The organism is Mycobacterium sp. 852014-52450_SCH5900713, assembly GCF_001667075.1.
Taxonomy (GTDB): Bacteria; Actinomycetota; Actinomycetes; order Mycobacteriales; family Mycobacteriaceae; genus Mycobacterium.
The window spans coordinates 40,684-64,233 of the sequence record NZ_LZIL01000062.1 but is presented as its reverse complement, the minus strand read 5'-3'; the positions used below and the strand labels follow the sequence as shown (position 1 = coordinate 64,233).

Genomic DNA, 23,550 nt, shown 5'->3' with positions numbered 1-23,550 from the left:
TCGAGGGCGCCGCCGCCCCCCCCCCCGGGCGCCCGCGGGCCGCGGGCGCCCCCCACGCGGTTTTGGGGGGGGGGGGGGCGGGGCCCCCCCCCCCCCCCGCCGCCCGCTGTGCGGCTCGCCGCACACTCGGCGAAAGCCGGCGCCGCTAGACCAGTTCGGGCACCCGCAGGTGAGCGATCGCCAGCTCAAATTCGGCCACGTCAACGACCTCGGCGCCCAGCTCCCGGACGCGCCTGCTGCGCAATTCGCTGGCCCGGTCGCGGTTGCGGGCCATGGCGTCCATCGAGTCGAACGTCGAGCAGGACACCGCCCGCCGGCACGCGGGATGGTCGACCAGCAGGCTGGCGCTGCAGAACCCGTCGAGATCCTCCAGCTCCGGCAGCACCGACGTCCGGTAGAAGTCCAGGGATCGGCTCAGCTGATCAGGCACCACCTTGAGCCAGGTGGCTCGCACGCAGGCCCCCGGACGGGACGGATGGTCGCGGTGCAGCAAAGCGATGTCCCACTCCTCGACCCGCGCGCTGCCGTCGAACATCAGCGCGGCCTGATCGCGGATCGGGGCGACCCGTTCGGCGCTGGCGCGCATGGCGTCGATGCTGTCCCACGAGCTGGTGGCGATGCAGGTTCCGGACTGCCGGTCGACCAACAGTGACAGTCCGACACACCCGTCGATCTCCATGAGGGCCGGCATGACGATGTCGCGAACGTGCGCGATACCGATATCTACCGATAAGGGTTGCGCCTGGATGGTGGTGGAGCGTGCGTACACGGCCGACCTCCTCTGTTGGGGCTTGTACCGAAGGGGCCCGGTGGGCGACCGGCCCATCAGTAACCTTCCTCCTGCCCGTTGCGCGCCGCAATGCCTTGATGTGGTCGCGCTCACAAACGATTGGCTGGTCGCAACAGGTGCGCCGTAGGCTGGTTCGGATGCATACCGATGTGCTCGACGTGGACACCACACGGCGCCGCATCGTCGATCTGACCGAGGCGGTGCGGGGCTTCTGCTGGTCGCGGGGCGACGGCTTGTGCAACGTGTTCGTCCCGCACGCGACGGCGGGCGTCGCCATCATCGAGACCGGGGCCGGCTCCGACGACGACCTTCTCGACACGCTGGAACGGCTGCTGCCGCGCGACGACCGTTACCGGCACTCGCATGGCTCGCCGGGCCACGGCGCCGATCACGTGATGCCGGCGCTGGTCGCGCCGTCGGTGACGGTGCCGGTCTCCGCCGGCGAGCCGATGCTGGGCACGTGGCAAAGCATCGTGCTGGTCGACCTGAACCGGGACAACCCGCACCGCTCGGTGCGGTTGAGCTTTCTGGAGGGTTAGCGGCCCGATAGCCAGCAATTCCGGCGAATACGCTGGAATAGACGTCCACGCACAAAAAGCAAACAGGAAGAAGCGGACCAGAAGTGCAGACACACGAGATCAGGAAGAGGTTTCTTGATCACTTCGTGAAGGCGGGTCACACCGAGGTGCCCAGCGCATCGGTGATCCTCGACGACCCCAACCTGCTGTTCGTCAACGCGGGCATGGTCCAGTTCGTGCCGTACTTCCTGGGCGCCCGCACACCGCCGTATTCGACGGCCACCAGCATTCAGAAGTGCATCCGCACGCCCGACATCGACGAGGTGGGCATCACCACCCGGCACAACACCTTCTTCCAGATGGCCGGCAACTTCTCGTTCGGCGACTACTTCAAGAGCCGCGCCATCGAGCTGGCGTGGACCCTGCTGACCAACGGCGTGTCCGAGGGTGGCTACGGCCTGGACCCCGAAAGAATCTGGACGACGGTCTATTTCGACGACGACGAGGCCGTGCAGCTGTGGCAGGACATCGCCGGGCTGCCGCCCGAGCGGATCCAGCGCCGCGGCATGGAAGACAACTACTGGTCCATGGGCATCCCCGGTCCATGCGGCCCGTCGTCGGAGATCTACTACGACCGCGGCGAGGAGTTCGGCGTCGGCGGGGGCCCGGTGGCCAACGAAGACCGCTACATCGAGATCTGGAACCTCGTGTTCATGCAGAACGAACGCGGCGAGGGCACCGGCAAAACCGACTTCGAAATCCTAGGGCCCTTGCCGCGCAAGAACATTGACACCGGCATGGGCGTCGAGCGCGTCGCGTTCGTCCTGCAGGGCGTGCACAACGTCTACGAGACCGACCTGCTGAGGCCCGTCATCGATGCCGTGGCCGCCCGTGCGCCGCGCGGTTACGACGCCGGCAATCACGAGGACGACGTGCGCTACCGGGTCATCGCCGACCACAGCCGCACCGCGGCGATCCTGATCGGAGACGGCGTCACTCCCGGCAACGATGGGCGCGGGTACGTGCTGCGCCGCCTGCTGCGCCGGGTGATCCGGTCGGCCAAGCTGCTCGACATCGAAGGCCCGATCGTCGGCGAGCTGATGGCAACCGTGCGCGACGCGATGGGGCCGTCGTATCCCGAACTGGTCGCCGACTTCGACCGGATCAGGCGCATCGCCGTCGCCGAGGAGACCGCGTTCAACCGCACGCTGGCGGCCGGCTCCAAGCTGTTCGACGAGGTGGCCGGCACCACGAAAGCGTCTGGTAAGAAAGCGATTTCCGGCTCGGATGCCTTTACGCTGCATGACACCTACGGCTTCCCGATCGAGCTGACCCTGGAGATGGCCTCCGAGGCCGGCCTGCAGGTCGACGAGATCGGCTTCCGGGAACTGATGGCCGAACAGCGCCGCCGGGCCAAGGCGGACGCCGCCGCCCGCAAGCACGCGCACGCCGACCTGAGCGCCTACCGCGAGCTGGTCGACGCCGGCCCAACCGAATTCACCGGATTCGACGAACTGGCTTCCGAGGCAAGGATTCTGGGCATCTTCGTCGACGGGAAGCGGGTGCCGGTGGTCACCCACGGCTCGCAAACGGAAGGGGCCGGGGCGCACCAGGTCGAACTCGTGCTGGACCGCACCCCGCTGTACGCCGAATCCGGCGGCCAGATCGCCGACGAGGGCACCATCACCGGGACCGGGGCGGGCGAGAGCGCCCGCGCGGCGGTCACCGACGTGCAGAAGATCGCCAAAACCCTGTGGGTGCACCGGATTAACGTCGAGTCCGGCGAATTCGTGGAGGGCGACACCGTGGTGGCGGCGGTCGACCCGGAATGGCGCCGCGGTGCCACCCAGGGTCACTCGGGCACCCACATGGTGCACGCCGCGCTGCGACAGGTGCTCGGCCCCAACGCCGTTCAGGCCGGGTCGCTGAACCGCCCGGGCTACCTGCGGTTCGACTTCAACTGGCAGGGTTCGCTGTCCGACGAGCAGCGCACGCAGATCGAAGAGGTCACCAACGAGGCCGTCCAGGCGGACTTCGAGGTGCACACCTTCACCGAGCAGCTCGAGAAGGCCAAGGCCATGGGGGCGGTCGCGCTGTTCGGCGAGAGCTACCCGGAGCAGGTGCGGGTGGTGGAGATCGGCGGCCCGTTCTCGCTGGAACTCTGCGGTGGCACCCATGTCCACAACTCGGCGCAGATCGGGCCGGTGACCATCCTGGGCGAATCGTCGGTCGGTTCCGGGGTGCGCCGCGTGGAGGCCTACGTCGGGCTGGACTCGTTCCGCCACCTGGCCAAGGAGCGCGCCCTGATGGCTGGGCTGGCTTCGTCGCTGAAGGTGCCGTCCGACGAGGTGCCCATCCGGGTGGCCGGCCTGGTGGAGCGGCTCAAGGCCGCCGAGAAGGAACTCGAACGCGCGCGGCTGGCCGGGGCGCGCGCCGCCGCGCCCAACGCCGCGGCCGGCGCGGAGCGTATCGGTAACGTCCGTGTGGTGGCGCAACGGATGTCGGCGGGGATGACGGCGGGCGACCTGCGTTCCCTGGTGGGCGACATTCGCGGCAAGCTGGGCAGCGACCCCGCCGTGGTGGCGCTGATCGCGGAAGGGGAGGGCGGCACCGTGCCCTACGCGATCGCCGCGAACCCGGCCGCCCAAGACCTCGGGATCCGCGCCAATGACCTGATCAAGCAGCTGGCCGCGACCGTCGACGGCCGCGGCGGGGGCAAACCGGATCTCGCGCAGGGTTCCGGAAAGGACCCGACCCGCATCGACGCCGCGCTCGAGGCCGTCCGCTCTGAGATAGCGCGGGTCGGCTGAGTGGTTCCCACAGAGCATCGCCTGCCCGACCGGCCCGGCGACCCTGACCAGGATCCCGGACGGGGCCCACGGCTCGGCGTCGACGTGGGCAGCGTGCGCATCGGTGTCGCCTGCAGCGACCCCGACGGCATCCTGGCCACGCCCGTGGAAACCGTGCGCCGCGACCGTTCCGGCAAACACGTGCGGCGGCTGGCCGAGCTGGCCGCGGAGCTCGGGGCGGTCGAGGTGGTCGTCGGGTTGCCGCGGACACTGGCCGACCGCACCGGTCCGTCGGCGGTCGACGCGATGGAGCTGGCCGACGCATTGGCCCAGCGCATCGCCCCGACGCCCGTGCGGCTGGCCGACGAGCGCCTGACCACCGTCAGCGCGCAGCGATCGCTGCGCGCGGCCGGCGTGCGCGCCAGGGAGCAGCGGGCGGTGATCGACCAGGCGGCCGCGGTGGCCATCCTGCAGAGCTGGCTCGACCAACGCCGAGCCACCCTGACGGCGGGGGACTCCACCGATGGTTGACAGCGCACGGCGCGAACGGGCCGAGCCCGAAGCGGTCGGTTCGTCGCGCAAAGGGAGCCGCGTTTCCCGGAACCGGGCCGAGCGGGGGCGTCGCCGGCGGCGGTTCGCCGGCAAGATCATGCTCGCGGTCGTCGCCGTCGTCGTGCTGGTGGGAGTCTTCGTCGGCGCCAAGCTGTGGCACACGGTATTCGGCTCCGGCGACGACTACACCGGAACCGGCAAGCGCGACATCGTGATTCAGATCAAGGACGGTGACTCGACCACCATGGTCGGGGAGACGCTGCAGCACGAGCAGGTGACCAAGACCGTTCGGGCATTCGTCAACGCCGCGCACGGCAACACCAAGATCTCTTCGATCCAGCCCGGCTTCTACCGGATGCGCACCGAGATCCCGGCGGCCAATGCCGTCGAGCGGCTGGCCGACCCGAACAGCCGGGTGGGCCGGCTGGTCATCCCGGAAGGCCGCCAGCTCGACGACACCACCGACATGAAGACCAACAAGGTGACCCCGGGGATCCTGACGCTGATCTCCCGTGCCACCTGCGTGACCCTGGACGGCAACCAGCACTGCGTCGCGGTGGAGGAGCTGCGGGCGGCGGCGACCAACAGCGCGCCCGCGGCCCTGGCGGTGCCGCCGTGGGCGCTCGAGCCGTTCACCGAGCTCGGCAAGGACCATCGCCGGATCGAGGGGCTGATCGCGCCGGGCACCTTCAACGTCGACCCCTCTACGTCGGCCGAGACGATCCTGTCGGGCCTGATCAGCGCCGGCGCCGTGGAGTACATGAAGTCGGGGTTGGTCGACACCGCCCAGGCCATGGGCCTGTCGCCCTACGACATCCTGGTGGTGGCGTCGCTGGTCGAGCAGGAATCCAAGTCGCAGGACTTCGCGAAGGTCGCACAGGTCATCTACAACCGCCTGCACGCTCACCACACGCTGGAATTCGACTCGACGGTCAACTACCCGCTGGACCGCCGGGAAGTGGCCACCACCGACGCCGACCGTGCCCAGAAGACGCCGTGGAACACCTACGTGTCGCAGGGGTTGCCGGCGACCGCGATCTGTTCGCCCGGGGTGGACGCCCTGCACGCCGCCGAGCATCCCGAGCCCGGTGACTGGTTGTACTTCGTCACCATCGATGCCCAGGGGACGACGCTGTTCACCAAGGATTATCAGCAGCATCTGGCCAACATCGAGCTGGCTAAGCGCAACGGTGTCCTCGATAGCGCGCGCTGACGGCGCACCGCGAAAAGCGGCGGTGCTCGGCAAGCCGATCGCCCACTCGAAGTCCCCGCAACTGCACCTGGCCGCCTACCGGGCGCTGGGGCTGCACGACTGGACCTACGAGCGGATCGAGTGCGACGCCGAGCAGCTGCCGGCGGTGGTCGGCGGGTTCGGACCCGAGTGGGTCGGGGTGTCGGTGACCATGCCGGGCAAGTTCGCCGCGTTGCGGTTCGCCGACGAGCGCACCGAACGTGCCGAGCGGGTGGGGTCGGCCAACACCCTGGTCCGCACGGAAGCGGGCTGGCGGGCGGACAACACCGACATCGACGGCGTGGCGGGGGCGCTGGGGTCAGCGGCCGGGCCGGCGCTGGTGTGCGGGTCGGGTGGCACCGCGCCGGCGGCCGTGTTGGGGCTGGCCCAGCTGGGCGTCACCGCCATCACCGTCGTCGCGCGCAATCCGGACAAGGCCGCCCGGCTGGTGGAGCTCGGCACGGGAATCGGGGTGTCGACGCGGTTCGTGGGTCTGGACAGCGACGAGTTGCCCGCCGCGGTGGCCGGCGCGGAGGTGCTGGTCAGCACGATTCCCGCCGAGGTCGGGGCGCGGTATGCGAACACCTTCGCGGCCATCCCGGTGCTGCTCGACGCCGTCTACGACCCGTGGCCCACGCCGCTGGCCGCCGCGGTCGCCGACGCCGGCGGGCGCGTGATCAGCGGCCTGCAGATGCTGCTGCATCAGGCCGTCACCCAGGTCGAGCTATTCACAGGCCTGCCGGCGCCGCGAGAGGCGATGGCCGCCGCCTTGGGCTAGCGTCCCGCGGCATGCGGGTGACTGCGGCGGTCGCGGTGCTGGTCTGGCTGGCGGTGTTGAGCGGTTACGACATCCGCGAGCGCCGGTTGCCGAACCTGCTGACGCTGCCCGGGGCCGGGATGATCCTGCTGGCGGCCGCCGTGTCCGGGCGCGGCTGGCCCGCCCTCGCAGGGGCGACGGCGTTGACCGCGGTCTATCTGCTGGTGCATTCCGTGGCCCCGGCGGGGATGGGGGCGGGAGACGTCAAGCTCGCGATCGGCCTGGGGGCGCTGGCCGGCTGTTTCGGCGTCGGGGTGTGGTTCCTGGCGGCGCTGGCGGCGCCGCTGCTGACCGTGTCGTGGGGCCTGCTCGGCGGCGCGGACGCCGCGTCGGTGCCGCACGGCCCCTCGATGTGCGCGGCCACCGCCGCCGCAATCGGCCTGGTGCTGATGTGAGCCCGACGGCCACGCGCGGATTTAAGCCCACCCGGGCGCACATGGGAAGATGATCGGGTGTTGCGTTGGATCACCGCCGGGGAGTCCCATGGCCGCGCCTTGGTGGCCATGCTCGAGGGCATGGTCGCCGGCGTCGAGGTCAACTCGACCGATATCGGCGACCAGTTGGCCCGCCGCCGGCTCGGTTACGGCCGTGGCGCGCGGATGAAGTTCGAGCGCGACGCGGTGACCGTGCTCTCCGGGGTGCGCCACGGCATCACGCTGGGCGGCCCCATCGCCATCGAGATCGGCAACACCGAGTGGCCCAAGTGGGAGACCGTGATGGCCGCCGACCCGGTCGACCCGGCGGAGCTGGCCAATGTCGCGCGCAACGAACCGCTCACCCGGCCGCGGCCCGGCCATGCCGATTACGCGGGCATGCTCAAGTACGGCTTCGACGACGCCCGGCCGGTGCTGGAGCGGGCCAGCGCCCGGGAGACGGCAGCCCGCGTCGCGGTGGGCACCGTCGCGCGGTCCTTCCTGCGCCAGGCCCTGGGTGTCGAGGTGCTTTCGCACGTGATCGCGATCGGTCCGTCGGCTCCCTACGACGGCCCGCCGCCCCGCCCGGAAGACCTGCCCGCGATCGACGACAGCCCGGTGCGCGCCTTCGACAAAGAGGCTGAGCAGTCCATGATCGCCGAGATCGAGGCGGCCAAGAAGGACGGCGACACCCTCGGCGGCGTGGTCGAGGTGGTGGCCACGGGTCTGCCGGTCGGGCTGGGTTCGTTCACCAGCGGCGACAACCGGCTCGACAGCCAGCTCGCCGCCGCGGTGATGGGCATCCAGGCCATCAAGGGCGTGGAGATCGGCGACGGGTTCGAAACCGCCCGCCGCCGCGGTAGCCGCGCCCACGATGAGATGTATCCCGGACCCGACGGTGTGGTCCGCTCGACCAACCGTGCGGGCGGGCTCGAGGGCGGCATGACCAACGGGCAGCCGCTGCGGGTGCGCGCCGCAATGAAACCCATCTCCACCGTGCCGCGGGCGCTGGCCACCGTCGACATGGCGACCGGCGACGAGGCCGTCGCCATCCACCAGCGCTCGGACGTGTGCGCGGTGCCGGCCGCAGGCGTCGTGGTCGAGGCCATGGTGGCGTTGGTGCTGGCCCGGGCGGCGCTGGAGAAGTTCGGCGGCGATTCGCTCACCGAAACCCGCCGCAACATCGAGGCGTATCAGCGCGCGGTCGCCGACCGGGAAGCGCCGGCCGCCCGGGGTACCGCGTGATGGCACCCAGGGCCGTACTCGTCGGGCTGCCCGGCTCGGGCAAGTCCACCATCGGGCGGCGCCTGGCCAAGGCGCTCGGTGTCGGGTTCCTCGACACCGACGCGGCGATCGAGCAGCAGACCGGGCGCAGCATCGCCGACATCTTCGCCGCGGAGGGGGAGCAGGAGTTCCGCCGCATCGAGGAGGGCGCGGTGCGCGCCGCGCTGGCCGACCATGACGGCGTGGTGTCGCTCGGCGGTGGGGCCGTTACCAGCCCGGGGGTCTGCGCGGCGCTCGCCGGCCACACCGTCATCTACCTGGAGATCAGCGCCAACGAGGGCGTGCGGCGCACCGGCGGCAGCGCCGTGCGCCCGCTGCTCGCCGGCCCGGACCGGGCCGAGAGATACAAAGCGCTGATGGCCGAGCGGGTCCCGCTGTACCGGCGCGTGTCGACGATCCGCGTCGACACCAACCGCCGCAATCCCGGGGCGGTCGTGCGCTACATCGTGTCCCGGCTGCAGACCCCCGAGAACGCCCACGCGAAGGCGGCGACATGACCCACACCGTGCAGGTGGCCGTCGATCCGCCCTACCCGGTGATCATCGGCACCGACCTGGGCGACGAGCTGGCCGAACTGCTCTGCGACCGGCATCGGGTGGCCATCGTGCACCAACCGCCGCTCGCGCAAACCGCCGAAGCGATCCGAAGCCGCTTGGCGGACAAGGGCGTTGACGCGCACCGCATCGAAATCCCGGACGCCGAGGCCGGAAAGGATCTTCCCGTTGTGGGCTTCCTCTGGGAAGTCTTGGGCCGCATCGGGATTGACCGCAAAGACGCGTTGGTCAGCCTCGGCGGCGGCGCCGCCACCGACGTCGCCGGGTTCGCGGCGGCCACCTGGCTGCGCGGCGTCGACATCGTCCACATTCCCACCACGTTGCTCGGCATGGTCGACGCGGCCGTCGGCGGCAAGACGGGCATCAACACCGACGCGGGCAAGAACCTGGTGGGTGCGTTCCATCAGCCGCTGGCGGTGCTGGTCGACCTGGCGACCCTGGAAACGTTGCCGCACAACGAACTCGTCGCCGGAATGGCCGAGGTGGTCAAGGCCGGCTTCATCGCCGACCCGGTGATCCTCGATCTCATCGAGGCCGACCCGCAGGCCGCCGTGGACCCCGCGGGTGACGTGCTTCCGGAGCTGATCCGGCGCTCGATCGCCGTCAAGGCGGAGGTGGTCGCCGCCGACGAGAAGGAGTCGGAGCTGCGCGAAATTTTGAACTATGGCCACACGTTGGCGCATGCGATCGAGCGCAGGGAGCGCTACGAGTGGCGGCACGGCGCCGCGGTGTCGGTGGGCCTGGTGTTCGCCGCGGAACTGGCCCGGCTGGCCGGCCGGCTCGACGACGCGACCGCGCAGCGTCATCGCACCGTCCTGTCGGCGCTCGGCCTGCCGGTCGGCTACGACGCCGACGCGTTGCCGCAACTGCTGGAATACATGGCCCAGGACAAGAAGTCGCGCGCCGGGGTGCTGAGGTTCGTGGTGCTCGACGGCCTGGCCAAGCCGGGGCGGCTGGCCGGCCCCGACCCGTCGTTGCTGGCGGCGGCATACGCGGGGCTGTCCGACGAAGAGGACGCCTGATGACCCCCACCGTCAACGTGATCAATGGCCCGAACCTGGGCCGCCTGGGCCGCCGCGAGCCGGAGGTCTACGGGGACACCACGCACGACCAACTGGCCGAGCTCATTGAGCGGGAGGCCGCCGCGCTCGGCTTGAAAGCCGTTGTGCGCCAAAGCGACAACGAAGCCCAACTGCTGGATTGGATCCATTCTGCCGCCGACGCGGGCGAACCGGTGATCCTCAACGCCGGCGGGCTGACCCACACCTCGGTTGCGCTTCGCGACGCGTGCGCCGAGTTACGCGCGCCCCTGATCGAGGTGCACATCTCCAACGTGCATGCCCGCGAAGACTTTCGGCGGCACTCGTACCTCAGCCCGGTCGCGACGGGGGTGATCGTCGGGCTCGGAATCCAGGGCTACCTGCTCGCCCTGCGCTACCTGGCGGAAACCGCCAAGGGTTAGCCCTTGCCGGGCTCGCTGCCCGGCGTGGTGGGCTCGTCGCCGGCCTTGCGGATCACCTCGGTTTTGGGCTCGGACTCGGTCTTGGCGATCGTTTCGGTGGGCGCCTCCCGCTCGGCCGTGGCGACCGCCGCGGTCCGCTCCTCGTGCTGCGCTCTCGCCGTGGGGATCTCCCCGGTCGGCGCGTCGTCACCGCGTACCGCGGAGAACACGTCAGTGTCGCTGTCCCGCCCTTCCTTGTCGCCAAGGCCGTGGCGCTTCTCCGGCTCCTTCTCGTACTGCCGGTCCACCCGCCAGCGGCCGATGGTCACGCCGATGATCCCGGGCAGGAACACGCAGAGCGCGGTGAACGCCGCGAACGTGGTCAGCTCGTTGATCAGGCCGCCGGTGTAGAGACCCTTGTACACCAGCGCGATGAGCCAGGAGACGGCGCCGGACAGGACGCCGGCCACCAGGCCGGCCAGCAGCCAGGTCATCGCCAGATCGCGGCGCCGGTCCGGGTCCGGGTTCGCGTGGGCGTCGGCCCGGCCGTCGAATACCCCCCAAACGGCCACGCCGATGATGAACAGAAGCAGCAGCACCACGCTGAATAGCCCGGCCTGCGTCTGCCATGCATTTATCAACGCGCCTTGGAACAAGCGGACGATTACCATCGCCGCGGCGTACACCAATCCGCGCAGCATCCAGGACCTCATGGGCAATCAGCGTAGCGAGTACCGTCAAGGGTCGTGACACATTCTCAGCGCCGAGACAACCTGAAGGCGCAAATTCGAGCCGCTGGACTGGACGCGATGCTGGTCAGCGACCTGAACAACGTGCGCTACCTATCCGGTTTCACCGGATCGAACGGCGCGTTGTTGGTTTTCGCCGACGATCGGGGCGCGGTGCTGGCCACCGACGGCCGGTATCGCACCCAGGCCGCGGAGCAGGCGCCCGGGCTCGAGATCGCCATCGAACGCGCCCTCGGGCGCCACCTGGTCGGCCGGGCCGCCGAGGACGGCGTCGAGAAGCTGGGCTTCGAAAGCAACGTGGTGACCGTCGACGCCTTCGACGTCCTGACCGGCGAGCTCGGCGAGCGCAAGGCGGGCACCGAGCTGGTGCGGGCCGCCGGGACGGTCGAGGCGCTGCGCGAGGTCAAGGACGACGGCGAGGTGGCGCTGCTGCGGCTGGCCTGCGAGGCGGCCGACGCCGCCCTCGCCGCCCTGGTGGAGGGCGGCGGCCTGCGGCCCGGCCGGACTGAACGTGAGGTGAGCCGCGAGCTCGAGGCGCTGATGCTCGACCACGGCGCCGACGCGATCTCGTTCGAAACCATCGTGGCCGCCGGGCCGAATTCGGCGATCCCGCATCACCGTCCCACCGACGCCGCGCTGGCGGACGGGGACTTCGTGAAGATCGACTTCGGCGCGCTGGTGGCCGGCTATCACTCCGACATGACCCGCACCTTCGTGCTCGGCAAGGCCGCCGACTGGCAGCTGGAGATCTATCAGCTGGTCGCCGATGCCCAGCGGGCCGGGCGGGAGGCGTTGCGGGCGGGCGCCAACCTGCGCGACGTCGACGGCGCGGCGCGCCAGCTGATCGTCGACGCCGGGTATGGCGATCAGTTCGGCCACGGGTTGGGGCACGGCGTGGGGTTGCAGATCCACGAGGCGCCGGGAATCGGCGCCACGTCCACCGGCACGTTGCTGGCCGGTTCGGTGGTGACCGTCGAGCCGGGCGTCTACTTGCCGGGCCGCGGCGGCGTGCGCATCGAGGACACCCTGGTCGTGCCCGGCGAGGCGGCGGCGACCCGCGGGCGGGCGCCGGAGTTGCTCACCCGGTTTCCGAAGGATTTCGCGGTTCTGGCCTAGGCGAACCGCGCGGGTCGGCGGCCTGGTGCCCGGGGGTAAAGTCGGGTGGCGTGAATGGGGTGGAGCCAATCGAGCGTGGGCTGGCGCGCCTGCGGGACTTTAGGTGGGAGCTGAGCGCCCAGCCCCTGCGGGAGCTGCGGCTGGAGATCGACATCGTGTATTTCCCTGTCGCGGTGCCCTTTTCCGGCGGGAGAAAGCTCAACGTTCCCTTCCTGACGATGATCAAGCGGCTGCGGTCTTCGCCGAGCGAGCCGGCCGAGGCCGGCCCCTAACGCGGGAGCTTCCCACCGCCAGCCGACGCGCGGGCGCCGGCCGCGCCGCGCTTTAGACTGACCGACAAATTGCAGACAGTTCGCGAACGACTGTCCATCCTCTAGGAGATACACCGAACCGTGGCAAGCACCGCCGATTTCAAGAACGGACTGGTGCTGGTGATCGACGGCCAGCTCTGGCAGATCGTCGAGTTCCAGCACGTCAAACCCGGCAAGGGCCCGGCCTTCGTGCGCACCAAGCTGAAGAACGTGCTTTCCGGCAAGGTCGTCGACAAGACGTACAACGCCGGCGTGAAGGTGGAGACGGCCACCGTCGACCGGCGCGACGCCACCTACCTGTACCGCGACGGCTCGGACTTCGTCTTCATGGACAGCCAGGACTACGAGCAGCACCCGCTGCCGGAGTCGCTGGTCGGCGACGCCGCCCGGTTCCTGCTCGAGGGACTGCCGGTGCAGGTGGCGTTCCACAACGGGGCCCCGCTGTACCTCGAGCTGCCGGTGTCGGTCGAGATGGAGGTCACCCACACCGAGCCGGGCCTGCAGGGCGACCGGTCCAGCGCCGGCACCAAACCCGCCACCGTGGAGACCGGGGCGGAGATTCAGGTGCCGCTGTTCATCAACACCGGCGACAAGCTGAAGGTGGACACGCGCGACGGCAGCTATTTGGGGCGCGTCAACGCGTGAGCAGGCCCGTCAGGGGGCGCCATCAGGCCCGCAAGCGTGCCGTCGACCTGTTGTTCGAGGCCGAGGCCCGCGGGCTGGGCCCGGCCGAGGTGGTCGACGGGCGCGCCACCCTGGCCGCGGCGAACTCCGAGGTGGCGCCGTTGCAGCCGTACACGGTCGCGGCCGCCCGGGGCGTCGGTGAGCACGCCGCCCATATCGACGACTTGATCAGCTCGCACCTGCAGGGCTGGACGCTGGACCGGCTGCCCGCCGTCGATCGCGCCATCCTGCGGGTCGCGGTGTGGGAGCTGCTCTACGCCGACGACGTGCCGGAGCCGGTCGCCGTGGACGAGGCCGTGCAGCTGGCCAAGGAGCTGTCCACCGACGACTCGCCGGGCTTCGTCAACGGCGTGCTGGGCCAGGTCATGCTGGTGACCCCGCAGATCCGGGCGGCCGCCGAGGCGGTGCGCATCCGTGCGGCCGGCGCGCCGGAAACCGAGGAACACCAGGCGTGACCCGGCTGGAGCTGAGCGCCGTCGTCGCGGGGTTGCTGGCCGCGACGGTGGTGCTGGGTGCTGTGGTCTGCGCCGCCTTCGGCTGGACCATCGTCGCGTCGGCGCTGTCGATCTACGCGCTCGCGGTGGGCGCCTGGTTGTATCACTGCGTCGAGCGGCTGATCGTCGCCCGCCGCATCAGCACGGTTCGCACCGCCGCGCGGCCGCTGCAGCCGCTGCTGCCCGTGATGGCCGCGCTCATGGGCCTGACCCAGTCCGTGGTGCGATCGCTGTCCGACGTCACCGAGTTGCCCGCCCGCCGCTGGGAGCTTCCGGTCCTGCGCTGGGTGGACAGCACGCGGGCCAACCGGCGCATCGTGGACGCCGACGAGGATGACGACGAGCTGAACAGCTGAGGAGAGCTCACGCGAAACGATCACGCGGGCAGCGCGGCGGGGTGAGAATACAAGTCGCTCAGAAGAACAGGTGAGGTCATGACTCGATACACCACCCAGCCGCGACGACTCCGCGTCTCCGCGCTGGCGGCGGTGGCCAACCCGTCCTACGCCCGCGTCGACACGTGGAATCTGCTCGACGACGCGTGCCGCCACCTCGCCGAGGTCGACCTGGCCGGGCTCGACAAGACCCACGACGTGGCCCGGGTCAAGCGCCTGATGGACCGCATCGCCGCCTACGAGCGGTACTGGCTGTATCCGGGTGCGGCGAACCTGGCGACCTTCCGCGCGCACCTCGAGAGCCTGTCCACGGTGCGGCTCACCGAAGAGGTTTCCATGGCCGTCCGGCTACTGAGCGAATACGGCGACCGCGCAGGGCTTTTCGACACATCGGCGCCGCTGGCCGACCAGGAGCTGGTGGCCCAGGCCAAACAGCAGCAGTTCTACACCGTCTTGCTCGCCGACGACGCGCCCGCGACGGCCCCGGACTGCCTGGCCGAATGCCTGCGGGACCTGCGCAACCCGTCCGACGACGTGCAGTTCGAGATCCTGGTGGTGCCCAGCGTCGAAGACGCGATCGCCGCGGTCGCCCTGAACGGCGAGATCCAGGCCGCCATCATCCGCGACGACCTGCCACTGCGCTCCCGAGACCGGCTGCCGCTGATGAACACCCTGCTGGGGGCCAACGAAGACGTGGATATTCCCGACCGCGCCAACGACTGGGTGGAGTGTGGCGAATGGATCCGCGAATTGCGGCCCCACATCGACCTGTATCTGCTGACCGACGAGTCCATCGCGGCGGGCGATGACACCGAGCCCGACGTCTACGACCGGACGTTCTACCGGCTCAACGATGTCACCGACCTGCACAGCACCGTCCTCGCAGGGCTTCGGAATCGTTACGCCACACCATTTTTCGATGCGCTACGGGCGTATGCGGCGGCACCGGTCGGCCAATTCCACGCGCTGCCCGTCGCGCGCGGTGCCAGCATCTTCAACTCGAAGTCGTTGCAAGACATGGGCGAGTTCTACGGCCGCAACATCTTCATGGCCGAGACCTCGACCACATCCGGCGGCCTGGACTCGTTGCTCGACCCGCACGGCAACATCAAGAAGGCGATGGATAAGGCCGCGCACACGTGGAATTCCGACCACACGTATTTCGTCACCAATGGGACGTCCACCGCCAACAAGATCGTCGTCCAGTCCCTGACCCGGCCGGGCGACATCGTGCTGATCGACCGCAACTGCCACAAGTCGCACCACTACGGGCTGGTGCTGGCCGGCGCCTACCCGCTGTACCTGGATGCTTATCCGTTGCCGCAGTTCGCGATCTACGGGGCGGTGTCGCTGCGCACGATCAAGCAGACGCTGCTGGATCTCGAGGCGGCCGGCCAGCTGGACCGGGTGCGGATGCTGCTGCTGACCAACTGCACCTTTGACGGCGTGGTCTACAACCCGCTGCAGGTCATGCTGGAGGTGCTGGCCATCAAGCCGGACATCTGCTTCCTGTGGGACGAGGCGTGGTACGCGTTCGCCACGGCCGTGCCCTGGGCCCGGCAGCGAACGGCGATGGTGTCGGCCGAGCGCCTCGAGAAGATGCTGGCGTCGCCGGAATACGCTGCCGAGTACCGGGATTGGGCGGCATCGATGGAAGGTGCCGATCGGTCGGAGTGGGTCGACCGCCCGCTCTTGCCCGACCCCGCCCGTGCGCGGGTCCGCGTGTACGCGACACATTCGACGCACAAGTCGCTGTCGGCGCTGCGGCAGGCGTCGATGATCCACGTCCGGGACCAGGATTTCAACGCGCTGGCCCGCGACGCCTTCGGTGAGGCGTTCCTGACGCACACCTCCACCTCACCGAACCAGCAACTCCTGGCGTCGCTGGACCTGGCGCGCCGGCAGGTCGACATCGAGGGCTTCCAGCTGGTCCGGCAGACCTACGACATGGCGCTGGTATTCCGCCACCGGGTGCGCCGAGACCGGTTGATCAGCAAGTGGTTCCGCATCCTCGACGAGTCCGACCTGGTGCCCGAGGAGTTTCGGGCGTCGTCGGTGAGTTCCTACCGCGAGGTCCGGCAGGGGGCGCTGGCCGAGTGGAATGAGGCGTGGCGGTCCGATCAGTTCGTGCTGGACGCGACGCGGGTGACCTTGTTCGTCGGCAAGACGGGGATGAACGGATACGACTTCCGCGAAAAGATCCTGATGGACCGATTCGGCATCCAGATCAACAAGACGTCCATCAACAGCGTGCTGCTGATCTTCACCATCGGTGTGACCTGGTCGAGCGTGCACTATCTCCTCGACGTATTACGCAGGGTGGCAATCGATTTCGACCGCGCCGAGAACGCCGCCAGTGTCGCCGACCGGGCATTGCAGGAGCGTCACGTCGAGGAGATCACGCAGGACCTGCCGCACCTGCCCGACTTCAGCGAGTTCGACGTCGCCTTCCGGCCGGTGGACGCGTGCATCTTCGGCGACATGCGGTCGGCCTTCTACGCCGGATACGAGGAGTCCGATCGCGAGCACGTCCTGATCGGCATGGCGGGCCGGCGGTTGGCGGAGGGCAAGACGCTGGTGTCCACCACGTTCGTGGTGCCCTACCCGCCCGGCTTCCCGGTGCTGGTCCCCGGTCAGGTGGTGTCCAAGGAGATCATCTACTTCCTGGCCCAGCTGGACGTGAAGGAGATCCACGGCTACAACCCCGACCTGGGGCTGTCGGTGTTCACCGAGACGGCGCTGGCGCGGATGGAGGCCCAGCGGAACGCGGCGCTGGCGGCGGTGGGTACGGCGTATCCCTCGTTCGAGTTGCCGTCGGACGCTACGGGGATGAACGGCACCGGCAATGGTGACCGTGTCGCGCGAGCCGTCAGCGAAGGTGCCGGCGGCTAGGGGCGCGACGGGGCCGGGTGTGGGGGTGCGGGCTGCGCCCAGCCGAGCTCGCCTGCCCGGATCCCTCGGGTGATCTCGTCGCTGCGGGCCGGGCTGCCGGCCGGCGCCGTTTCCGGACAGCTGCAGCTGAGGGTCCTGAACGGGCCCGGGTCGGCGCCCGCGGGCACCGCTGCCACCAGCCCCAATCCAACGGCAATGGCGGCGTGGACCAGCATTCGGGTGGTCGCGCGGTTCTTGTGACGCGCCGGGCGTGCAGTACCAGACATGACGGTGTCAGCGTAGGAGCCGATCGCTGAGAAGCCGCTGAGAAGAGGGCTGACCTCGATGTTTCCCGGTTGGGCGCGGCCCTGCAGAATCGGAGGGGTGTTGTCGCCTCGCCTCCCGCACTGGGGCATCGCCGCTCGCTCGGCCGCCGTGTCGGCTGTCGTCGTGCTCTGTGCCCTCGCCCTCGCCGGCGCGGGGCTGGACGCGATTCTGTACCGGTCGCTACTGGTGGGCGTCGATTATGCCGCCGCCGAACGAGTTCGCGACCTGGCGAAGGCGCTGCAGGCCGAGCCGCCGGCCGGCCTCGACAACGCCCTGTTGACCACCGACCCGAGGGTGGTCGCTGTGCAAGTGATCGCCCCCGACGGGCGGGTGGTCAAGCGGTCGCGCTCGGCACCCGCCACGCCGCTCGTTCCCGTGAGCGGGTTCGACTTCGCGCTGCGTCGCGGTCTGCCCGACGACGCGGTGGCGGGTGACGACATGCGCGTCAGCGGTCAGCGGGTCGCAACCCCGTCCGGCGAATACACGGTGCTCGTGGGCGGGGGGAGCGAGGCGGTCGAGGAGACCGCGCGGACCGTCGCCCTGCTCCTGGCGGCCGGTGCGCCCATCGTCATCGCGGGGGCGGCGGTCGCGACGTTCTTGCTGGTTCGCCGGTCGCTGCGATCGGTGGACGCGATCCGCGCGCGCGTGGCCGAGATCTCGACCTCCGACCTGGCCGAGCGGGTGCCGGTACCCAATGGCCGCGACGAGATCGCGGCTCTGGCGGTGACCATGAACCGGATGCTGTCCCGTATCGAAGCCGGCCACCGTGCGCAACAGCGCTTTATCGGCGACGCGTCGCATGAACTGCGCAGCCCGCTGGCCACCATCATCTCCGGGCTGGAAGTGGCCGAGGCCCATCCAGACCTGCTCGACGCCGAGTTGGCGGTCAACACGCTGCTTCCCGAGGCGCAACGCATGCACGCGCTGATCGAAGACCTGCTGCTGCTGGCCCGCGCCGACGAGCAGAGCCTGGTGCGGCGCAAGGAAGTACTGGCCCTCGATGAGGTCGCCGATGTCGAGGTCACCCGCGTGCGACGGGAGGGTCGCTGCGCAATCGACACCGACATCCGTCCGGTTCGTTGCACCGGCGACCCGATGGCCATCTCGCGAATTATCCGCAACCTGGTGGAAAACGCTGTCCGCCACGCTACTTCGCGTGTCGCCGTACAAGTCGGCAGCGGCAACGGGACGGCCATCGTTACCATCAGCGATGACGGCCCGGGGATCTCCCCGGCCGACCGAACCCGGGTGTTCGAGCGCTTCGTGCGTCTGGATTCCGACCGTGCCCGCAGCGGCGGGGGAGCCGGCCTGGGCCTCGCGATCGTCGCCGAGGTGGTCGCCGCTCACGGCGGCTCGGTCACGATCGAGGACCGGCCGGGCGGCGGAACCCGGATGGTGGTGTCCCTGCCGTTACGCGACCCTCAGCACAGCAGCCGGTAACCGACGCCCCGCATGGTTTCGATGGTGTTGGTGCCGAAGGGAATATCGATCTTGCGACGCAGATATCCCACGTAGACCTCGACCACGTTGTCGGGCCCGCGGTAGTGCGCATCCCACACGTTGCGCAGTATCTCGGCCTTGGTCACGACCATGTCCTTGTTGCGCATGAGGAATTCGAGCACCCCGAATTCCCTGGGGGTCAACGTGATCGGGGTCGAGTCGCGGTGGACGGTGTGCCGCGCGGGGTCCAGGCGCAGCGATCCGGCGGTCAGCACCGTGGGCCGCTCCGGCACGCCGCGGCGCATCAGGGCGCGCAGCCGCGCCACCAGCACCCGAAACGAGAACGGTTTGGTCAGGTAGTCGTCGGCTCCCAGGTCGAAAGCGTCCGTTTCGTCGTACTCACCGTCCTTGGCGGTCAGCATCAGGACCGGCGTCCACACGTTTTGCGTCCGCATCCGGCGCAACACCTCGTATCCGCTGTGGCCGGGCAGCATGATGTCGAGGATCACCACGTCGAAGCCGGTGTCGACCGCCTCCCGCAGGCCGTCGACGCCCGTGCCGACGGCCACGACGACGAATCCCTCCGCCCTGAGCCCCCGAGCGAGAGTGGCCGACAGCCGCGCTTCGTCCTCGACGAGAAGGACTCTCATGCCATCACGCCTCTTCGTGGGCCGCGCCGGGGTGGTGTCCCGGACGCTGCGGCAAGACCACGATCAACGCCACGATGATCACCGCGAGCACGGCCGAGGCCAGCGGGCGGCTCAGGTTGAGGCCGCCGTCGGCGACCGGCTTGTCGATGAAGTCGCCGATCGTCGCGCCCAATGGGCGGGTCAGGATGAACGCAACCCAGAACAACGCGACCCGCGATAGGGCGGTCCAGTAGTAGAGCGCGATGACGACGGCAAGGCCGGCGGCGAACACCAACGCCCCACGCTCGTAACCGAATCCGCGGGTGTCGGCGAGCCAGTCGCCCAGCGCGGTGCCCAGGGTCTGCGAGAACGTGATGGTCGCCCAATAGAAGGCCTCGACTTTCGGCGTCGAGACGGTGGTGACCGAGACGGTGCCCTCCGACCAGCGCCACAGGCCCAAGGTGGCTAGGAGGCAACCCAGCAGCAGGAGCGACCCGCCGGTGTAACCGATGCCGAGCGATCGGTCGGCGAAGTCGGCCAGCGTCGTGCCGAACGTCGTCGACGCCACGATCGTCGCCCAGTACAGGCTCGCGTGGAAACGCTTGGCGACGATCTGAGCGGCAACCAGCACCACCAGCGCGACGCCGAAAAGGGCGACCCCGGCCGCGTAGCCCCAGTTCAGCGTCATCGTGACGGTGTCGCCGCCCGTCTCGCCCAACGTGGTCGCCAAGATCTTGATGATCCAGAAACCCAGGGTGACTGCTGGCACTTTGGTCAGGGCTTGCCGCGAAACGTCACTCATCCACAGTCGTCTTCCCGTGTCGTCGTTGATGCCTTCCTAGGGTAGTCGCGCTGAGAAAACGCTGAGTGCGCGGATAAGAAAGCGCTGTGTCCACACTGTGAATCGCGGTCTCGGATGGCCGTCCCTCCCGGGCCCCAAACAGCCGGGTGCACAATACAGTTCGCAGTTCGGGCGATGGCGGCCGGCGCGTGGACGCTGAGATTTTTGTGTCAATTGCCTTAGCGTTCAATAAGTTACAGCGCTCTTGGCGCCAGGCGCCGGGTGAACGTCGTGCCACGATGGTTTGCATGCTTTCCGGGGCGGGTAGCGTGAGCCAACTGGGCGCGGGCGCGCGCTGGTCGGTCATGATCGTCTCCTTGGGGGTGACGGCGACGTCGTTCCTGTTCATCAATGGCGTTGCGTTCCTGATCCCGTCGCTGCAGGGCCGCCGCGGCATCCCGTTGACGGAAGCCGGCCTGGTGTCGTCCATGCCGAGCTGGGGGATGGTGGTGACACTTGTGCTCTGGGGCTGGGTGCTGGACCGCGTCGGCGAGCGGCTGGTGCTGACGGCGGGCTCGGCGCTCACGGCGGCAGCGGCCTACGCCGCGGCGTCGGCCCATTCGATGGTGGCCATCGGTGTCTTCCTCTTTCTCGGTGGGATGGCCGCGGCCAGCTGTAACACCGCCGGCGGGCGGCTGGTGTCCGCGTGGTTCCCGGCGCACCAACGCGGCCTGGCGATGGGCATCCGCCAGGCCGCGCAGCCGTTGGGTATCGCGTTGGGCGCGTTGGTGATTCCGGAGCTGGCCGAGCATGGTCCCCGTTCGGGGCTGATGTTCCTCGCGCTCATGTGCACGGTGGCGGCTGCGGCCAGCGCGCTGGGGATCGTCGATCCGCCGCGGAAATCGCGCCAGGCGGCCACCGACACGGAACTGGCCAGTCCATATCGCGGGTCGTTCGTGCTGTGGCGGATTCACGCGGTAGGCGCCCTGCTGATGATGCCGCAAACGGTGACCGTGACGTTCGTGCTCGTGTGGCTGATGAATCGCCATGGCTGGTCGGTCGCTGCCGCCGGCGGTCTGGTCACCGTGTGCCAGCTGCTGGGCGCGCTGGGCCGAATCGCGGTCGGGCGGTGGTCGGACCGCGTCGGCTCGCGGATGCGGCCGGTCCGCGCCATCGCCATCGCCGCCGCGCTGGCGCTGCTCCTGCTCGCCCTCACCGACGGCACGGGGTCGGGCTACGACGTGTTGCTCATGGCCGCCGTCACGGTGATCGCGATGCTCGACAATGGGCTCGAGGCCACCGCCATCACCGAGTTCGCCGGCCCGTTCTGGAGCGGGCGCGCCCTGGGCGTGCAGAACACCACTCAGCGACTGATGGCCGCCGCAGGGCCACCATTGTTCGGCGCGCTGATCGTCGCCGCCGAATACCCGCCCGCCTGGGCGCTTTGCGCGCTGTTCCCATTGGCGGCCGTCCCGCTGGTGCCCACCCGGCTGCGACCGTCGGGACCGGGCAACCCGAAAAGCGCTGCGCCATCACAATTTACGCTGAATCGGGAGGTGACTGCCGCTCCGTAATCGCGCTCGACGAACCCGGGCAGCGGTGTTCGAGTGTGCTCAGCGCAGAATCCTCGCGTAGAGCAGGCTGTCTTGCGGCTCGGGCCCCAAGTTGGGGTAGACCGCGTGGCGGGCCAGCCGGCCCTCCAACACGAAACCGGCCCGTTGCAGCAACCGCGCCGAACGCTCGTTTTCCACATTGCAAGTGGCCCACACCCGATACACCGACCGGTCGCTGTCGAGCGCGGTCAACAGCATGTCGAGCACCTCGGCCATCAGACCCTTGCCCCACCACCGTCGACCCAGGCAATAACCGATCTCGACCGAGTGCGGCACCGGACGCCGGCAGCTCGCCAGCCCGACCACCTCACCGCTGTGCCGCAGCTCGATCGCCCAGGTCCGCTCGTCGGCCGTGGCGTTGAGCTTTTCGGTGATCACCCGCCGTGTCGCCGCCACGTCGGGATGCGGTGCCCACATCAGGTACCTGGTGACCTCGGGGTCGCGGGCCACCCGCTGGAAGAGTGCCCCGGCGTCGTCGAGCACGGGCCGGCGCAGCACCAGCCGCGGCCCGGTGATGCGGTCGGGTGGGTAATCGGCCACGGCGCTAGAGGCCGAGCGCTTGATAGGTGCGGCGGACGAATTTCGGCTGCGCCGATTGGAGCTTCGCCAGCGAGGTGTTACCGGCTATGGCCGCCGCCACGTCCGCGGACATGTCGGGCAGGTTCTGCACGAGATAGATCAAGACCAGGTCGGCGCTCGGATCGGCCTGCCACCACGTCCCATAGGCACCCGGCCAGCTGAACGTCCCGAGGCCGCCCGGCCCGAACAACGGCGCGCTCTTGGCGGGATCGGTCACCACCGACAGGTTCAGGCCGAAGCCGCGGCCCACCCAATACGGCGCCCCGAGGAAGTTGTGCCGCTTCTGTTCGTCGGTGAGCCGGTCGGTGCGCATCAGACGGGCGGATTCGGGTGACAACACCCGCTCGCCGTCGATCGCTCCGTCGCCGAGCAGCATCCGCACGAACCGCAGGTAGTCGTCGGCGGTCGACCACAGGCCGCCACCCGCGTTGGGGAACGACGGCGGCGTGATGTGCGGCGGCCCCATCACGTCGTGGTGCAGTTGGCCCTGCCCGTCGAGCCGGTACATGGTCGCGGCGCGCCGGCGCGCCTCGGGGGACACGAAGAACCCGGTGTCGGGCATGCCCACCGGGCCCAGCACGCGTTCGTCGAGAACCTGGTGGAACGGCTTGTCTTCGATGCGTGCCGCGATGACGCCCAGCAGGTCGATGGAGTGGCTGTAGGTGAGTCGGTCGCCCGGCTGATGCACCAGCGGCAGCTTGGCCAGCTCGGCCAGCCAGGCGTCCGGGCCCTGGTTGAACGGCAGCCGCACGTAGGCCTTGGCGATCGGCCCGGACACCGAGAATCCGTAGGCCATGCCGCTGGTGTGGGTGAGCAGATCTTCGATGAGGATGGCGCGCCGCGCCGGATGCGTCCGGTCCAAGGGGCCGTGCGGGTCGTCGAGCACCCGCACGTCGGCCAGCTCGGGCGCCCAGCGCACGATCGGGTCTTTCAGCGTCAGCTTGCCCTCGTCGACCAGGCTCATCACCGCCGCGACGGTGACCGGCTTGGTCATCGACGCGATCCGGAACAGCGTGTCGCGCTGCATCGGCAGGCCCGCGTCCACATCGCGATGACCGATTTCGTTGACCTGCAGCACTTCTCCGCGCTGCCACACCAGCGTCAGCGCACCGGCGAGCAGTCCCGCGTCGCACACTTCGCGGATGGAGGCCGCATTGGCGTCGAGATTCACC

The 23,550-nt window shown here is 69.4% G+C and carries 25 protein-coding genes; 19 read left to right on the top strand and 6 right to left on the bottom strand.

Annotated features, from left to right (window positions below):
* Nucleotides 1–145: 145 nt before the first annotated feature.
* Nucleotides 146–769: a hypothetical protein gene (locus A5773_RS19090; protein WP_066945253.1), complete on the bottom strand. Its 624-nt coding sequence runs from the start codon at nucleotides 767–769 to the stop codon at nucleotides 146–148.
* Between the two features lie 170 nt (nucleotides 770–939).
* Here A5773_RS19090 and A5773_RS19085 point away from each other — a divergent pair, with 170 nt between their 5' ends.
* The 10 genes from A5773_RS19085 (at nucleotide 940) to aroQ (ending at nucleotide 10,410) form a co-directional block, all read left to right on the top strand.
* The gene (locus A5773_RS19085; protein ID WP_197505419.1) at nucleotides 940–1,329 is read left to right on the top strand and encodes a secondary thiamine-phosphate synthase enzyme YjbQ; all 390 of its coding nucleotides are present in this window, start codon (nucleotides 940–942) and stop codon (nucleotides 1,327–1,329) included.
* An 83-nt stretch (nucleotides 1,330–1,412) separates the two neighbouring features.
* Nucleotides 1,413–4,118: an alanine--tRNA ligase gene (alaS, locus tag A5773_RS19080; protein WP_067792138.1), complete on the top strand. Its 2,706-nt coding sequence runs from the start codon at nucleotides 1,413–1,415 to the stop codon at nucleotides 4,116–4,118.
* Nucleotides 4,119–4,628, top strand: a complete 510-nt coding sequence (gene ruvX, locus A5773_RS19075; protein ID WP_066945243.1) for a Holliday junction resolvase RuvX — start codon at nucleotides 4,119–4,121, stop codon at nucleotides 4,626–4,628.
* Nucleotides 4,621–5,862, top strand: coding sequence for an endolytic transglycosylase MltG (mltG, locus tag A5773_RS19070; protein ID WP_067792135.1), 1,242 nt, complete (start codon nucleotides 4,621–4,623; stop codon nucleotides 5,860–5,862). The genes ruvX and mltG overlap by 8 nt, the downstream gene beginning before the upstream one ends.
* Entirely contained in the window at nucleotides 5,849–6,658 is an 810-nt protein-coding gene (locus A5773_RS19065; protein WP_156744901.1) for a shikimate dehydrogenase, read from the top strand. Before mltG ends, A5773_RS19065 begins: the two co-directional genes overlap by 14 nt.
* Before the next feature lie 11 nt (nucleotides 6,659–6,669).
* Nucleotides 6,670–7,092, top strand: a complete 423-nt coding sequence (locus A5773_RS19060) for an A24 family peptidase (protein WP_067265083.1) — start codon at nucleotides 6,670–6,672, stop codon at nucleotides 7,090–7,092.
* Nucleotides 7,093–7,149: 57 nt separating this feature from the next.
* Nucleotides 7,150–8,355: a chorismate synthase gene (aroC, locus tag A5773_RS19055; RefSeq protein WP_067792129.1), complete on the top strand. Its 1,206-nt coding sequence runs from the start codon at nucleotides 7,150–7,152 to the stop codon at nucleotides 8,353–8,355.
* Nucleotides 8,355–8,891 carry a shikimate kinase gene (locus tag A5773_RS19050; protein WP_066945265.1) on the top strand — a complete coding sequence of 179 codons (537 nt, stop codon included), beginning with the start codon at nucleotides 8,355–8,357 and terminating at the stop codon, nucleotides 8,889–8,891. Before aroC ends, A5773_RS19050 begins: the two co-directional genes overlap by 1 nt.
* A complete protein-coding gene (aroB, locus tag A5773_RS19045; RefSeq protein WP_067792126.1) occupies nucleotides 8,888–9,970 on the top strand; it encodes a 3-dehydroquinate synthase in 1,083 nt (360 codons plus the stop codon). Before A5773_RS19050 ends, aroB begins: the two co-directional genes overlap by 4 nt.
* Complete coding sequence (aroQ, locus tag A5773_RS19040; protein WP_066945227.1) at nucleotides 9,970–10,410, top strand: type II 3-dehydroquinate dehydratase; 441 nt, start codon at nucleotides 9,970–9,972, stop codon at nucleotides 10,408–10,410. The genes aroB and aroQ overlap by 1 nt, the downstream gene beginning before the upstream one ends.
* On the opposite strand, the gene A5773_RS19035 is transcribed toward aroQ, so the two are convergent.
* The gene (locus tag A5773_RS19035) at nucleotides 10,407–11,102 is read right to left on the bottom strand and encodes a B-4DMT family transporter (RefSeq protein WP_067792123.1); all 696 of its coding nucleotides are present in this window, start codon (nucleotides 11,100–11,102) and stop codon (nucleotides 10,407–10,409) included. The two genes, aroQ and A5773_RS19035, sit on opposite strands and share 4 nt — an antisense overlap.
* Nucleotides 11,103–11,135: 33 nt before the next feature.
* Here A5773_RS19035 and A5773_RS19030 point away from each other — a divergent pair, with 33 nt between their 5' ends.
* From A5773_RS19030 to A5773_RS19000, 8 genes are all read left to right on the top strand, one after another.
* Nucleotides 11,136–12,254 carry an aminopeptidase P family protein gene (locus tag A5773_RS19030; protein WP_067792120.1) on the top strand — a complete coding sequence of 373 codons (1,119 nt, stop codon included), beginning with the start codon at nucleotides 11,136–11,138 and terminating at the stop codon, nucleotides 12,252–12,254.
* A 50-nt stretch (nucleotides 12,255–12,304) separates the two neighbouring features.
* Nucleotides 12,305–12,526 (top strand): hypothetical protein, encoded by a 222-nt coding sequence (locus A5773_RS19025; RefSeq protein WP_067792117.1) that lies wholly within the window; start codon nucleotides 12,305–12,307, stop codon nucleotides 12,524–12,526.
* 120 nt (nucleotides 12,527–12,646) lie between these two features.
* Nucleotides 12,647–13,210 carry an elongation factor P gene (efp, locus tag A5773_RS19020; RefSeq protein ID WP_066945215.1) on the top strand — a complete coding sequence of 188 codons (564 nt, stop codon included), beginning with the start codon at nucleotides 12,647–12,649 and terminating at the stop codon, nucleotides 13,208–13,210.
* Nucleotides 13,207–13,704 (top strand): transcription antitermination factor NusB, encoded by a 498-nt coding sequence (gene nusB, locus A5773_RS19015; protein WP_067265101.1) that lies wholly within the window; start codon nucleotides 13,207–13,209, stop codon nucleotides 13,702–13,704. Before efp ends, nusB begins: the two co-directional genes overlap by 4 nt.
* Nucleotides 13,701–14,099 (top strand): antitermination protein NusB, encoded by a 399-nt coding sequence (locus A5773_RS19010; protein WP_067792114.1) that lies wholly within the window; start codon nucleotides 13,701–13,703, stop codon nucleotides 14,097–14,099. Before nusB ends, A5773_RS19010 begins: the two co-directional genes overlap by 4 nt.
* 78 nt (nucleotides 14,100–14,177) lie before the next feature.
* Nucleotides 14,178–17,030 (top strand): aminotransferase class I/II-fold pyridoxal phosphate-dependent enzyme, encoded by a 2,853-nt coding sequence (locus A5773_RS19005; protein ID WP_066945204.1) that lies wholly within the window; start codon nucleotides 14,178–14,180, stop codon nucleotides 17,028–17,030.
* A gap of 69 nt (nucleotides 17,031–17,099) precedes the next feature.
* Nucleotides 17,100–17,270, top strand: a complete 171-nt coding sequence (locus A5773_RS26580) for a hypothetical protein (protein WP_156744895.1) — start codon at nucleotides 17,100–17,102, stop codon at nucleotides 17,268–17,270.
* 84 nt (nucleotides 17,271–17,354) lie between these two features.
* Nucleotides 17,355–18,776: a HAMP domain-containing sensor histidine kinase gene (locus A5773_RS19000; protein WP_066945200.1), complete on the top strand. Its 1,422-nt coding sequence runs from the start codon at nucleotides 17,355–17,357 to the stop codon at nucleotides 18,774–18,776.
* Here A5773_RS19000 and A5773_RS18995 read toward each other — a convergent pair.
* Together A5773_RS18995 and A5773_RS18990 are read right to left on the bottom strand one after the other, a co-directional pair.
* Nucleotides 18,758–19,426, bottom strand: a complete 669-nt coding sequence (locus tag A5773_RS18995; protein WP_066945196.1) for a response regulator transcription factor — start codon at nucleotides 19,424–19,426, stop codon at nucleotides 18,758–18,760. The two genes, A5773_RS19000 and A5773_RS18995, sit on opposite strands and share 19 nt — an antisense overlap.
* Before the next feature lie 4 nt (nucleotides 19,427–19,430).
* A complete protein-coding gene (locus tag A5773_RS18990) occupies nucleotides 19,431–20,207 on the bottom strand; it encodes a hypothetical protein (protein WP_066945193.1) in 777 nt (258 codons plus the stop codon).
* Between the two features lie 287 nt (nucleotides 20,208–20,494).
* On the opposite strand from A5773_RS18990, the gene A5773_RS18985 reads away from it, so the two are divergent.
* Entirely contained in the window at nucleotides 20,495–21,760 is a 1,266-nt protein-coding gene (locus tag A5773_RS18985) for an MFS transporter (RefSeq protein WP_082948306.1), read from the top strand.
* Nucleotides 21,761–21,799: 39 nt separating this feature from the next.
* Here A5773_RS18985 and A5773_RS18980 read toward each other — a convergent pair whose 3' ends face one another.
* Both A5773_RS18980 and A5773_RS18975 read right to left on the bottom strand, forming a co-directional pair.
* Complete coding sequence (locus tag A5773_RS18980) at nucleotides 21,800–22,339, bottom strand: GNAT family N-acetyltransferase (RefSeq protein WP_066945190.1); 540 nt, start codon at nucleotides 22,337–22,339, stop codon at nucleotides 21,800–21,802.
* Nucleotides 22,340–22,343: 4 nt separating this feature from the next.
* A complete protein-coding gene (locus A5773_RS18975) occupies nucleotides 22,344–23,549 on the bottom strand; it encodes a serine hydrolase (protein ID WP_066945187.1) in 1,206 nt (401 codons plus the stop codon).
* Nucleotide 23,550 lies beyond the last annotated feature (1 nt).